Raw genomic sequence first — 13,206 nt, forward strand, 5'->3', positions numbered from 1 at the left:
CTCGGGCTTGGCTGGGTTGGCGCTTAGCGCCGGTGCACTAAAGCCACTGTTTGATCTGCCGTGCGACCTCTGCGGTGGAAATCCCGTAGCGGTCGTGCAGTGTCGGAAGCGCGCCGGCGTCAAGAAATTCGTCTGGCAATGCGATCTGGCGGAAAGGCGGATGGACGCCTGAACGCATCAGAAGTGCGGCAACCGCCTCGCCAAGACCGCCAATCGTTGTGTGGTTCTCGGCAACGACGACAAGGCGGCCCGGCTTGCCGGCTTCACGCAAGATCGTGTCGGCATCCAGCGGCTTGATGGTTGGAACATGCAGCACCGCGATATCGACACTGTCGCCCCTCAAGGTTTGCGCGGCTTCGAGCGCACGCATGGTCATGATGCCGGATGAGATGACCAGGGCGTCCTTCCCGTCGCGGATCAGCTTGGCCTTGCCGAGCTCGAACTTGTAATCATATTCGTCCAGCACGACCGGCACCTGGCCGCGCAGCAGGCGCATGTAGACCGGTCGCTGATGCGCCGCGATGGCAGGCACCAGCTGCTCGATTTCGTGGGCATCGCAGGGATCGATGACCGTCATGTTCGGCATGGCGCGAAACAGCGCGAGGTCCTCCGCGGCCTGATGACTCGGGCCGTAGCCCGAGGTCAGGCCCGGCAATGCGCAGACGATCTTCACGTTGCGGTCTTCCTCCGCAATGGTCTGATGTATGAAGTCGTAAGCCCGCCGCGATGCGAACACCGCGTAGGTTGTCGCGAATGGCATGAAGCCTTCTGCGGCAAGGCCGGATGCTGCGCCGAACAGGAGCTGCTCGGCCATGCCCATCTGATAATAGCGGTCCGGGAACTCCTTTGCGAAGATGTGCATATCGGTGTATTTGCCGAGATCGGCCGTCATGCCGACCACCTCGGGGCGGTGGCGCGCGAGTTCGACGAGCGCGTGTCCAAAGGGCGCTGGCTTCGTCTTCTGCCCCTCGGCCGCGATCGATGCAATCATGGCCGAGGTGGTCAGGCGCGGCTTGCCCGGCTGCGGTGCTGATCTGACGGTCTTCATGCCTGCCTCCCGGCTTCCAGCGCGGCAAGCGCGAGCTGCCATTCGTGCGGCTCGACGCGGATGAAATGGCTCTTCTCGCGCTGCTCGAGGAAGGGAACACCCTTCCCCATCAGCGTGTCAGCGACGATCATCCGCGGCTTGAGTTCGGGATGGGATTTGGCCGCGTCGAAGGCGGCAACCACGGCATTGAGATCGTTGCCGTTGACGCGCTGCACGAACCAGCCGAACGCCTGAAGCTTGTCGACCAGCGGCTCGAACGCCATGACCTGCGTGGAAGGACCGTCCGCCTGCTGATTGTTGACGTCGACGATGCCGATCACATTGTCGAGCTTGTAGTGGCCTGCCGACTGGATGGCCTCCCAGACCGAGCCTTCATCAAGCTCGCCGTCCGAGAACAAGGTGTACACCCGCGCCTCGGATTTCTTGCGCCTGAGCCCAAGGCCGATGCCGACAGCAATGCTGAGTCCAAGTCCGAGCGAGCCGCCCGACATTTCCATTCCCGGCGTGTAAGACGCCATGCCCGACATCGGCAGGCGGCTCTCGTCGCTGCCATAAGTTTCGAGTTCTTCCTCGGGGACAATCCCCGCCTCGATCAAAGCCGCGTAGAGCGCGATGGCGTAGTGCCCGTTTGAGAGAAGGAAGCGGTCGCGTCCTTCCCAGGACGGATCTTCCGGCCGATAGCGCATCGCATGAAAATAGGCGACGGCGAGAACGTCAGAGATGTCGAGCGCCTGTGCAATATAGCCCTGGCCCTGGACTTCACCCATGCGCAGCGCATTGCGGCGAATGTTGTAGGCGCGGTCGGCCAGCTTGGGGGTGTTCGCAAGCGTGTTGGTCGTGGTTTCCATCGATCTGACCTCGTCTTGCCGGCTCAGTGGATCAGCATGCCGCCGTTGACGTCGATTGCGGCGCCGGTCACGTAAGCGGAAAGATCCGAGGCCAGGAAGGTGTAGATGCCGGCAACGTCTTCCGCCGTGCCGAGACGGTTGAGCGGAATGCCTTCCAGGATCTTCACCCTCATCTCGTCGGTCAGCTTGCCCGCGGTGATATCGGTGCCGATCAGACCGGGCGTGACGCAGTTGACGCGAATGCCATCCGGGCCAAACTCACGGGCCATCGCCTTGGCAAGACCAAGCACACCGGCTTTCGCCGCGGAGTAGTGCGGGCCGCCAAAAATTCCACCGCCGCGCTGGGCCGAGACCGACGACATGCATGCAATCGATCCGGATTTCCGGGCGCGCATATGCGGGATCACGGCCTGGGAGAGGAACAAAATACCCTTGAGATTGACGTCCTGAATGCGATCCCAATCGGCGGGCGAAATGTCCAGGAACTTGACGGGTTGGGTGATGCCGGCATTGTTGATCAGGACATCGATGGCGCCGAAGGCTTCGATCACGCGGGCGACCGCCTGCTCGCAGGATGATTTATCTGCGACGTCGCACCGTAGCCCAATGTGCGACTTTCCAAGCGAGGTCGCAGCCTCCGCGGCAGCGTCAGCGTCAATGTCCAGAATGGCGACCCGAGCGCCCTCGCCGGCGAACCGCCGGGCGGTGGCAAGCCCGATCCCGCGCGGCGAGGCCGCGCCCGAAATGATGGCCGTCTTACCGCTGAGCAGCATCAGTTCCTCCCACGAATTTATTCTTCCTTGGCAAGGCCAGGAATGACCCGCGGAGGATCAACGGACAAGCGCGCAGTTGTCACGGACCGATGAATCTGGTTCACTTATGGGATGCTGTCGAATATCCCCATATCGGCAATTCGCGCCTTCGAAGCAGCCGCCCGCACTGGATCGTTTCGCGATGCGGCGAATGAGCTTCACCTGACGCCAAGCGCCGTCAGTCACGCGATCCGCAAGCTGGAAGGCACGCTTCGAACCGTTCTGTTCGAGCGCAGTTCGCGGTCTGTGCGGCTCACGCCGGCCGGCGAGAATCTGATGCGCCACACGGGAGCAGCGTTCGACCAGCTCCGTCGCGGCCTCGAGGAAGTCGCCGCGCGCGGGCCACAATTGGTGCGCGTCCATTCCGCGCCCAGCTTTGCCGCGCAATGGCTGGCGCCACGGCTTGCGCAGTTTCTCGCCGCCTACCCGAAGCTCGAAGTTCGACTGGCTGCAAACACCGACTACGCACGCTTCAGCAATGATGATTTCGATATCGACATCGTCTACGGTCCGCCGCGCGCGGAAGGTGTCGAAATTGTTCCTCTGCCGGAGGAGACGGTCACGCCGCTCTGCTCGCCTTCGCTCGCAAAATCGATACGAAAGGCTGCCGATCTGCTCGATCAGACGCTCATCCGCTCCGACGTCAAGCGGGTGCAGTGGCACCAATGGTTCACCGCAAATGGCTTGGAAGCACCTGCGCTTCACGGCATGAGATTCGACCGGAGCTTTCTTGCGATTGCTACGGCTGTCGAGGGGTTGGGCGTAGCGCTGGAATCGACCCTCCTGGCCGAGCGCGAACTGGCGAGCGGACGATTGGTCGCTCCGCTGGCAGGACGCGCTAACGATATCCGCTACGTTGGTCACCGCCTGATCTACCCGCGCGCCAGCCGACAGAGATCGGCGGTACGAGCCTTCGCAGATTGGTTCATGGCGCAACTCGGTGGCGAAGGCGCGGTACCACCGAGCTAACGTGATCGCAGAGAATCGGCGCCGAACTCGATCCGAACTGTTTACGTTTATACGTTTTATAGCGATCGACGAGTACCGAAGCGCTCCCGACCTTTAAGAAGCCCGCGATGCATCGGAGTCGATTGGCCTGCCGATCGCCACGTGCGCGAGGGCAGCTACTTCTTCGACAAGGCCCACGGATTTATGCAGGTCGTCGACGGCGAGCCCGTCGTGGTGAAAGCGCGCAACGGCCGCAGCGCCGAGGGCATCCCGGAAAAGCATGTGCGCATCATCCGGAAGCCGATCCCGGTCCGCGACGCCCTGCGCGAGGTGTTGAAGGCGCAGGAGCTCGACCACCGTAGAAGAACGCCCAGGTCAGGCTGCGCATCGCCTAGTCGAACTTCGCCCGCGACTTCGGCCCGATCAACTTCACCACCGTCTCCATGGTGGAGGATGAAGAGATCGTCGAGGTGCGCGAGACGCACCGCCGGCCGAACATCCAGCCCTTCCTCGACGACCTGGACTGCTGGCTCGTCGCCTCGATCGAGGACTACGACCTCGAGACGAACACCGCGAAGGCCGGGCCGATCGGTGATCGCGCCGGCGGCGGCCCGGAAATCACCAGCGCGGCAGACGCGCTCGCGGTCGTCCTCAACGAGCGCGGCTGCATCGACATCGACCACATCGCCGAGCTTCTGCACGGGACTGCGACAACGTCGTCGCTGAACTCGCCAGCGCCGTTTTCCGCGACCCCGCGAACGGCTCGTGGCAGACGGCGGACTCCTACCGGCAGGATGTTAGCTGCCTGCTCCAGCGCGTTTTCTTCAAGCGATGGCGTGCTCGCTTGCAGTTCCCCCTCGTCACAGTCCGCCGATCCTAGGAGTGCTCAAACCAGCAATGCTACGGACTACAAACTGAACGTCCGCTTCCGAGCCATCTAGCATGACCAATTCGCACCGGCGAAACGCCAATCCAGTTCGGGAAAGTAGCAAGAAAAAATGTCGTGATTTGAGCACGTCTGGAGACCCGTCAACGCGTAGGCGGGCGCCAGTTTCGGAAATCTCAACGAGAACGCAATCGCGCCACCATTTTCCATTTACACCCAAAAGGGTGACCCAATGCTCTCGTTCGAAACGCACGCGCTTTGTTTGTCGCTTGCTCCAAAGCATCAAAGATCACACCGCTCAGCGGCGCCTTCAAATCATTTCGTCAGAAAAGAAGCCGAAGAGCTGTTTGCGAGCGACATCAAGCCGGCCACGCTGGCAAGTCGGCAGTCGAAAGAGAATTATTGCCTTTGACCTCAGAGGCAAAGCGAGGTCTTAAATTACTTAAGCTTCATAATAACGCGAAGAGGCTCGAACATAGGAGTATAGTCCCGCGGCAGTTAGCGCTAGGAGCGCGCCGGAAGCACAATGGTTTGCGCATGAGCGCCCCTGGTTGGGGTCCTGGATAGCAACAGACCTTTCCTGCGCCCGCGCCGTCAGTTCTTATCCTGATTTTGCACAGATTTCCGGCTGTTGCGCCTCGAAAATGCATTTTTTGAGCACCACACAAGGCTACTCGGCCGTGTTGCGGCACGAATAATCGTTATTGCTTTCGGCTCAGCAAACGGGACCTGAAGAGCGGCGCGATATTATGCGCGCGACGCGCGTCGTTTGGCCCGGGTGTGAGGGGTTTCACAATTGCGATATGGATTCTGAAGTAATTCTTGGTCATGACTCGGTCTCTGATTTTCCTCGTGGTTTTTGCAATCATCCTGGCAGCGCGCGGGCAGCAGCAAGAGCAATTCGTGTTGCGCCCGACTGCGGCCATGCCGCCGGTCAACGTACCTTGAGCGCAAGTGCACGGAACGTGTCGGCGCGATGATGATCATTTGGGGCACTTATTTGGTCAATCAGATCCGGCGGGCCATCCGCCGGCGGAGATCGTGAGAGTCCAGCATCCTTGCGCCGACCTCGTTAGCCATCAGTGAGTCTGGAGGACCGGCGCCGCCCCAGTCGTTCGGGCTCACGCCGGCGTAGTTCGACAGGAAGAGATCCTGCCGGCACTGGCGATGGCAGCTCAGGAGCTCTCGTGTCCTCTGGTTGGAGTTGGTGCGTACTAGGGCGCGGCTCCATCAGCTCGAGCACCGCTCGTCCCTTGTCCGTGATGCGCCACCCTCCATTCAAGCGCTCGACGAGTTGCTGCGTAAAAAGGTCGAGCTCTGGCACACGGGTGCCCATTCGTTTGGTGCGTGCCGCCCAATCCGGACCGCTCGTGGCCAAAATGGCCATGTCTCGCTTGAGGTCCGGCATGGATGCGAAGCCGTTCGGGTAGCTCAAAAGGATCTTCAACACCGTGACCTGGAAATTCACATGAGCACTATCGGTCTTGTCCGTATCTAGCGCCCACATGGTTGGCGCGGAGCGAAGAGCTTGCATTGCGACCTGCCGAAGGCGCTCCGCTGTGATCTCACCTTTGTTGGCGGCCTCCAAGATCTTGGAAGCGACATGGGCCCGAGTGCCGGTTTCGCTGCGAGGCAGACTGTCGCAAACCTCCTCAAGAACAGCACGCAAAAGCGCAGTGGTCGTTGCGTCCAACACTTGGCGACTCCGCAAGGCGCAAAGAATGGTAGCAGAGAAAGCACGGTGAACCCCTCAAAGAGACTACTAGCTGATTCCAAAGTCGAGTATGAACTTCACCACAGTCGTCGTTGCTTGTTGATTGTCCAAGACGTTGCCGCCATGCCGTCGAAGCAGGACAGTTGTGCTGGTCTGGCTCCGCCACGCCAGCGCTGGAGGAACCGCCTCCGTGATGGTATTCAGCGCTGGAGCGGCTCTTTTTGACGATTTTCGCCGCGATGTACGTGCGATGTCTCGCCACTTGCCAGAGCGTCTATTTTCCACCACACGGCGAATCCATCTCCGGGGCAGCCGCAGGGGCGTTCCGGACAGACAGACCATCGGTGTTTATGTCCGATCGTTTTTCCTTCTTTGAGATTTCCTTAACGCCGTGGGCGAAGCTGGTCATGGTCCGTCAGCACGAGCGAGGGCACCGCCGGTTATCCCACGGAAAGGCCAATGCCGAAATGCATCTTCTGCGATAACGAGCTCACGCCGGAACCAAGCCCGAGCACGTGCTTCTCAGCGCACTCGGCGGGCGGATGACCGCCATGGCCGAGCGCTACGTTAATCAGGCCCGCGAACGCGAGTTCGCCAGGATTGTCCGGGACGCTTGTCACAACGCGGCATCACGGGAGATGTCGATCCCATTCCCGTCGACAGGCTCGAAGAGATCGCAAGCGAAGTCGCTGCAAGAGCCTCGGCGCACTCAATCGGTCTCCCGTACGAGGATACGCTCAACCGGGAGCGCCTACGCGAACTGCTTCGCGTAGCGCACGGCGAGTCTGAGTAGGTAGCCAACCTCAATCTTCCTTCGCTCGCCTGCCCAGCGCATTAAGTCTCGGCGGTTGCTGGTAACGATCCCTCGCGCGGGTGAGGCTTACGGGCAGACGGGTCCCTGTCGCGAAAGCCAAGGTTAACGAGCTCACGCGCGGTAAGAAGAACGAGCGACGGGATAAAGTCCATGCGCCATGTCCGGGAAGGAATCGATGGCTCGCGGCCCAAGATCAAGTTCGGTGCCCATGCCGCTTGAAAAACGCTTCGCGCTGAAGCACTACCCATGCGTCGCGAACGTGCCCTCAAGGAGCCGCGGGGTTATTACCTGCAACAACTGGAACAGTCGGCTGCGGCGCATATTTCGCGGCGAAGTCCGAGCAGAGCCTGTTTCGATATTCGGCAGGCAAGGACGCGAGCACCGATGCGGCAGCCGCCGCCCTTGCGTCTCCCTTCGATTTCACGGTCAGGTAGGCGATCAACCGATGAAGGGTGAGAAAGATGGAGAAAAAATTCCGCGTATTGACGTAGAAGCAATGATTGCCTTCCAGGCTGCCCTCCCGGTCCTGCCGATGCCGCTGAACGATTGCTGTTCCCGCATCAAAGTCGGTGACAGCAAAATTGCCATCACCGAGCGGCGTGAATAAGGGAGGATTGCTGAGAAACTTGCTCAGGTCGAGCTCCTGTCCGCGCACAGCCCCGATCAGCGACATTCGATCCGCCATGGAGATGTTGCGGCGAACTTGAAATCCTTTCTGCAATTCAATGGCGCACACGACGTAGCGCGGAAGGCGAGTAGATTCCATTGCCTTTCCTTGAGCGGCCGGCGTGCACAGATCCTGCTTGACGAGCTGAGCCAGATGGGCAAGCGCGCCGGACACCCCGACCGCCTTCCCCTTCAGGAGCAGAGGAGCAGGATCTTTCTGACGGAGCTTGATTCCAATATCCAGCAGGTCGTCAAACTCATCGCCTGCAGGAAGGTCCATCTCGAGCAGGGACGACCACCCGAACGGCCAAAGCCAGATCGTCGACCGCACTTTCCGGTTCGTGTTCCACACGGCTCCATTTAGCGTTAAATCGAGATTCTTGGGCCTGCAGCGTACCGGCCACACAAAATCGCTGGCTTCTCCAAACGGAGTTATACTTCCTGGTACATTGCTAGCGACCGTCTGATAGCGCGGCCAAAGGTGATTCCGTCGCAGATCGAGTTCATTATTCAGAGGAAGCAGGACCAGGTTCGCAAGTTCGATCTTGGTGCCGCGGGTGCGCATCTGGCGGAAATCAGAAGCGGACCAAAGGAAATGGACCCTTGGATCGAAATCGGCCCCAACGAACGGCTGCGACCAGAGATGAACGTCAAAAACACAATAAACCACGCGCGCCATTTCAAATTCCTCGCAAGCGCCGCATCGGGGGTGACCACCTTCTATTGACCGTTTACCGTTTGTCTTCTCGCCCTTGGCGCGATATTCTCACAACGCTGTACAGCTGGGCTACGTGCCCAAAGATGCCGCCACTGCTTGCCACACAAGGCGAGCAAGGCGGCAACTATCTCCTGGGGCCGGCCGCAAGGCCGGTCCCAGCCGCATCATTTGGTCACGATGACAGGTTTGCTCTCTTTAAGCTCATCTCGCATGACCGCCAAACGCACGGCCTTCTCATCGAAGTACTTACCAATCGTATTCGTTGCTTTGAGACCGCCAGCGTCGTCCGGTTCCTTGACCGGATCATCCATTTCCGGCTGAATCTTCCACCAGGCAGCTTTTCTCATGAGTTTGACGAACTTGTTCTTTCTGACCAATTCCTCCGCTTTCGATCGCTTCGTCTCGTCGGATATCTTGAGCTTAAACCATCCGAGCAAAATCTTGCCGCCGTCGTACGTGGGCACTGCAAGCGAACCGAAAAACTGCTTATCGCCCTGGATCATCATGACGGGCTCGAAGTTGCCCCCGGCAGCGCGCAAAGCTTTCCGGAGCATTCTGCCGGGACTGTCAGTTTCCTGGACAACGCGGGCTTTGCGCCATTGACTGGCTATAAATGACAAACCTTGCAAAACGACGGCTGCAATGAAAGCAAGCGCGATCGCAGCGCCACAGAGCGCGAGAAACGCAATCGCACTTACACTTGATCCGATCCCTGCGAAACGCAGCTGCAAGGAAGGAAATCCAAGCGCCGCCAGAAGGAACAAGAGAACCGAGATAAAAATGCTGAGTGTGACGGACTCCGTCGCACCGAGTTCTACTTTCCATTTGGGAGCGAATAATCGCAAAATCATCAAGAAAAGCGTGCCGGGAATGATGTACGACGCAAGACGCAGCGAAACACCGCCAACGCTTTCCGTTCCGAATAGGCCGATGCTCAACTTCTTTTCCGCAACAAGCGCGCCGGCAGTCGTTTTGTTGTCCTTCACGTTCTGAAGTGAATAGCTGAGACCGAACCCCAGATTCTCGTCACGCTCTTCGATGCTGGAATCTGCCTTCAGGCACAATTTGTTCCGCACCAGCGTCGAACCGGGCTCAACGCTGCCGAGAACTATAGTGTCTTTTGTGGAGCACACGCCGCTTGTGTCGAGGGTGCCGACTTTCAAGAAGGTCGGCCCAAACAAGCTGAGACCCGCATCGATTATCCTGGCCTCGGTCGCATTCTCGATCCACACGTTGAAGCTCATCGTCTGGCCGGCGAGAATTTCATTGCGCTCTAGAATAACCGTCAACGCCGGCTTGCCGGGAGCATCGGCCGAGGCCGCAACGCCAGGAAGCACACAGGTCACCAGCTGAAGGACGATGGTCCAAAAGAAGCCACCCGGCCTACGATTTAAAAAAGAGCGCACGTGCCGCTCCCATTGAATTTCACGGTGCAGGCCCCGCGGCGCGTCACCGCATCAAATTGCGTTCTACTAAAGCTTGCAGTAAGCTAGACTTGCTCGGAGGGTAAGGCAAGCTCGTGCGGCAGCCTAGCCCAGCACCGCAAAATTGGCGCGAAAACGATCGAGCCCTTTTATGGCAACGACGCACCGCAGCCCGGTTCGCTTTTGAACGCGCTTGCCTGGTGTGGCCCCCCGGATACAACTCGACATTTTTCGTCAAGGCTCCTGCTACTCAGACTTGCCAAGACGGCATTACGGCCCGATCGTATCGGTTGCGACGAAAATCTATTGCGAGGAAAAACTTTTATCGGGAGACGGATATGGCCCCTCATCCTCCACCCTGCGCCGCCAATGAAGTCTTGTGGGGAAACCTGTGCTACCCCCGCATCGATGCGATCCGTATCGAGAGGGTCGGCGCCGACTACAAGTTCATCCTTGAGGAAGTGCCCGGCGAGCTGCTTCCCGGTTTAGCGGACAAAGCCGGCGATCAGGCCAATTTGCACGTCAAGAAGGCGGGCCCCGGTTTTGAGGTAACGATCACCTCGGTCCCGCACGGGGATGCGACCGATCTACTCAAGCAGCTGCGGCCTGATGAGCCGAACCTCAAGCTGCCAGACTGAGGCATGCCATAATGCTAAGTTTGTCCTTGAGGGTGTGCACGGCAGCGCTGCTCCTGACGATCCCCCTCGCCGGCTGCGGCCTTGTCCCGCCTACGCTCACAGAAGCGTGGGAGGCGCAAGATGTCGGCCCCGACATGGTGCTTAAGATAAAGCGCAATATTCTGTGCGAAACCATCAAGGGGATACGCAGGGTCAATCAAACTCCAACCGGATTCGGACCGCCGATACCGCCAGACTATGGCATTCAGTTGCAGTTGACCCTTAGCGTTGTGGAAAGCTCGGGCTTCACGCCGAACCTGACTTATAATCGTACGCTTACGAACGGATCGGAATCGGGCCTCTCGATCGGTAGGAGCTGGAGCGTAGGCCTTTCGGGAGAGCTTTCATCGACTGCAACACGAACGGATACAGCCTACTCCTACTGGAGTGTCGGCAGCATTGCGGGCCCCGGCAAGAACAAAGACATGTGCGACGAGCAGGCGTGGCCTATCGAACGAGACGCCAGCTCACTTCTCGTGAAGTCGGATTTGGGTATAGCGCGTTTTTTGGAGGACCACGTAAAGGCTGCCGATCTGCTCCATTCATCAAAGCCGCAGGGTGCGAAGAAGCCTGAAAAGATCGACGTTTACAGTTACGATCTGAAGTTCGTGGTTGTCTCCAGCGGCGGCGTAACCCCTCAATTCAAGCTTATTCCGCTGTCCGGCGGCGGAACGCCGATCCTGAACCTGAATCGCTCCCGCACACATGAGCTGCTGCTTACCTTCGGGCCAACGGGTCCCAATGGCTTCGCCCCGTCCCAAATCTCGTTTTACCAGCACATCAATACCCAACTGGGATCGACCCTCGCGCGCAGGCCTGGGCCCTAGAAGCGCCAGTTTATTAGCCGCAGTTGACTGCAGCAGCATCGCCGCGGGGAGCAAAGCGGACATCGCTTATACTTCCGCTCATGCCCGTTTTGACCGAGTAGCGCGGCGCTAGCGGCAAATGTCCGCGGGTACAGCCCTCCCGGTGCACGCGCTCCTCGAAGCGACTTCCGGTCGTCGCTTCACTCCGCACCGTTCAGGTCGGGCGCAAAAACATCGTGCGGAAGCGAGAAGTGCTCCACCCTCTTCGCCGGCTTGTTATTTAACAACAACCGAACGACGTCGGGGCGGGAGTAATGCCCCGCAGGGTCAGCCGCGTTCTTCGCTATGCCGATCGCGGCAAGATCGATAGTGGCATAGACGATCCCTACGCTGGTTTCAGGCAACTTCTCCGCGAGCGGACTGCCGTCAGGACCGTAGATTACGGCATGTCCGCCGCCCTCATGCACCAGGTTGCGCTTGTCCTCTGTATCGCACATCTCCTCGACCATCTCCCGGGAGATAACGGCGCAAGGCGCCAGCACGAAACAGGATCCTTTCGACCGCATAAATCTTGCTGACGGCATTGTTGGTCTCCCAGCCAAGCGCGTACGCAAAGGGCTCGTACATGGAGAGCGTTCGATGGACGCGCGGACCTGCGGCATGTAGCGTGGGACCGGCGGCCTGTTCTCCTTGCCCTTGCACTGCAGAAGCTCGTTGCCGTCCGCCTTCACGTCAAAGTGACATGCGCTTTGTTCTTTGCGTCGCGCAGCGAGTAGATGATCCGGCTACGGTCTTTGACGGCCGCGTCATACGCGCCCTGCCCGACGCAATGACCCATCATCGCGCTTTCGCGATCGAGCGCCGCCGGCGTCAAAAGACGCACGATCCGGCTGCCGTCGGCGAACGTCATCACCGATTCTTCGCCCTCGCCGTCGATATGGGGCGCGGCCGCCGCATTGAAAGCGAACCGCCGCATCGCCTTGTCGGCTTCAGCGATCGCCTGCGCGAGCGAGCCGATCTTAAGGAGCTTCAGCGGACGGCCTTGCTCGTCGCAGCGCTGCAGCCATTCTTCGTTGTTCACCCGCGCAGCTTCGATCCAGTCGGCAACGTGGCGCACACGCGCCTCGAGCGCGGCATTCGGCACGAAGCGATGAAACCTAACGCCGGACGCGAACTTCTCGCGCAGCCAGCCCGGTGCGTCAGGATCTTATTTTTCGAGAGGCTGAAGACCGTCCGGCCCATTGCGCAACGCGCGTTCCAGACAAATAGCCAGCAGTCGCGCTGTGGCCTGGTTCTGAGAACATCCGGCGAGGAAGGTATTGATTTCACCACTGTCGACTACGTTGTATTCCAAAAACGGCGTGGGGCAAAGCCCGGTAAAGGTTTAACAACGACACGGTTATACCACGCGCGCTTTCCTGTTTTCCAGCAAATCCGTTAAATCATTGAATCGTTGGAAAATTGTTCTGCACAGCGAGATAGATATTAGTGCGTGCTCATAAGGATTCGGCGGCCTGGTGATCGAAAGACAACGGTCCGGCTTTAACGCCGGCGAAGGTGGCGCTTGGCGCCGTCAAGGGCGACCGGACGATCGCTCAACTGGCCGAGCAGTTCGACGTCCACCCCAATCAGATCACGGCCTGGAAGGCCCAATTGGAAGGCGGCGCGTGCGGAGGTTTTTGACCTGGCAGTGCTGCGCCCGCCGCGCCTGCGATCGACGTAAAGTCGCTGCACGCCAAGATCGGAGAGCTGACGCTGGAGAACGATTCCTAAGAAACGGCAGCACCAGCTTTCGGCTCCACGGGCTGGAGAACAAACCCGAATGCCTTGGCACGCCGATGCAGA

10 protein-coding genes and 4 pseudogenes are annotated in these 13,206 nt (G+C 59.4%); 5 read left to right on the forward strand and 9 right to left on the reverse strand.

Going from position 1 to position 13,206, the window contains the following annotated elements:
- Positions 1-37: 37 nt before the first annotated feature.
- The 3 genes from IVB48_RS23000 to IVB48_RS23010 are packed head-to-tail and all read right to left on the reverse strand — an operon-like array spanning position 38 to position 2,669.
- Positions 38-1,048 carry a transketolase family protein gene (locus tag IVB48_RS23000; RefSeq protein WP_247403202.1) on the reverse strand — a complete coding sequence of 337 codons (1,011 nt, stop codon included), beginning with the start codon at positions 1,046-1,048 and terminating at the stop codon, positions 38-40.
- On the reverse strand, positions 1,045-1,896 hold the full coding sequence (locus IVB48_RS23005; protein WP_247385128.1) for a transketolase: 852 nt from the start codon (positions 1,894-1,896) through the stop codon (positions 1,045-1,047). The genes IVB48_RS23000 and IVB48_RS23005 overlap by 4 nt, the downstream gene beginning before the upstream one ends.
- 23 nt (positions 1,897-1,919) lie before the next feature.
- Positions 1,920-2,669, reverse strand: a complete 750-nt coding sequence (locus IVB48_RS23010) for a glucose 1-dehydrogenase (protein WP_247403204.1) — start codon at positions 2,667-2,669, stop codon at positions 1,920-1,922.
- A 111-nt stretch (positions 2,670-2,780) separates the two neighbouring features.
- On the opposite strand from IVB48_RS23010, the gene IVB48_RS23015 reads away from it, so the two are divergent.
- Complete coding sequence (locus tag IVB48_RS23015; RefSeq protein ID WP_247403208.1) at positions 2,781-3,677, forward strand: LysR substrate-binding domain-containing protein; 897 nt, start codon at positions 2,781-2,783, stop codon at positions 3,675-3,677.
- 120 nt (positions 3,678-3,797) lie between these two features.
- A pseudogene (locus tag IVB48_RS23020) lies at positions 3,798-4,443 on the forward strand (lactate dehydrogenase); the annotation flags it as partial.
- Positions 4,444-5,614: 1,171 nt separating this feature from the next.
- Here IVB48_RS23020 and IVB48_RS23025 read toward each other — a convergent pair.
- The 4 genes and pseudogenes from IVB48_RS23025 to IVB48_RS23040 form a co-directional block, all read right to left on the reverse strand.
- Positions 5,615-6,010, reverse strand: coding sequence for a hypothetical protein (locus IVB48_RS23025; protein WP_247403223.1), 396 nt, complete (start codon positions 6,008-6,010; stop codon positions 5,615-5,617).
- Positions 6,011-6,043: 33 nt separating this feature from the next.
- Positions 6,044-6,238: pseudogene (locus IVB48_RS23030) on the reverse strand (hypothetical protein); the annotation flags it as partial.
- A gap of 1,097 nt (positions 6,239-7,335) precedes the next feature.
- On the reverse strand, positions 7,336-8,415 hold the full coding sequence (locus IVB48_RS23035) for a hypothetical protein (RefSeq protein ID WP_247360299.1): 1,080 nt from the start codon (positions 8,413-8,415) through the stop codon (positions 7,336-7,338).
- A 203-nt stretch (positions 8,416-8,618) separates the two neighbouring features.
- A complete protein-coding gene (locus tag IVB48_RS23040) occupies positions 8,619-9,860 on the reverse strand; it encodes a hypothetical protein (protein ID WP_247360301.1) in 1,242 nt (413 codons plus the stop codon).
- Between the two features lie 356 nt (positions 9,861-10,216).
- Here IVB48_RS23040 and IVB48_RS23045 point away from each other — a divergent pair, with 356 nt between their 5' ends.
- Both IVB48_RS23045 and IVB48_RS23050 read left to right on the forward strand, forming a co-directional pair.
- The gene (locus IVB48_RS23045) at positions 10,217-10,516 is read left to right on the forward strand and encodes a hypothetical protein (protein ID WP_247285503.1); all 300 of its coding nucleotides are present in this window, start codon (positions 10,217-10,219) and stop codon (positions 10,514-10,516) included.
- Between the two features lie 11 nt (positions 10,517-10,527).
- Positions 10,528-11,382 (forward strand): hypothetical protein, encoded by an 855-nt coding sequence (locus IVB48_RS23050; protein ID WP_247285502.1) that lies wholly within the window; start codon positions 10,528-10,530, stop codon positions 11,380-11,382.
- Positions 11,383-11,561: 179 nt separating this feature from the next.
- Here IVB48_RS23050 and IVB48_RS23055 read toward each other — a convergent pair.
- Both IVB48_RS23055 and IVB48_RS23060 read right to left on the reverse strand, forming a co-directional pair.
- Positions 11,562-11,997, reverse strand: a pseudogene (locus IVB48_RS23055) (nitrilase-related carbon-nitrogen hydrolase); the annotation flags it as partial.
- 91 nt (positions 11,998-12,088) lie between these two features.
- Positions 12,089-12,478, reverse strand: coding sequence for a hypothetical protein (locus tag IVB48_RS23060; RefSeq protein WP_247403211.1), 390 nt, complete (start codon positions 12,476-12,478; stop codon positions 12,089-12,091).
- A 440-nt stretch (positions 12,479-12,918) separates the two neighbouring features.
- On the opposite strand from IVB48_RS23060, the pseudogene IVB48_RS23065 reads away from it, so the two are divergent.
- A pseudogene (locus tag IVB48_RS23065) lies at positions 12,919-13,128 on the forward strand (transposase); the annotation flags it as partial.
- Positions 13,129-13,206 lie beyond the last annotated feature (78 nt).

Source organism: Bradyrhizobium sp. 76 (assembly GCF_023073025.1).
GTDB lineage: Bacteria > Pseudomonadota > Alphaproteobacteria > Rhizobiales > Xanthobacteraceae > Bradyrhizobium.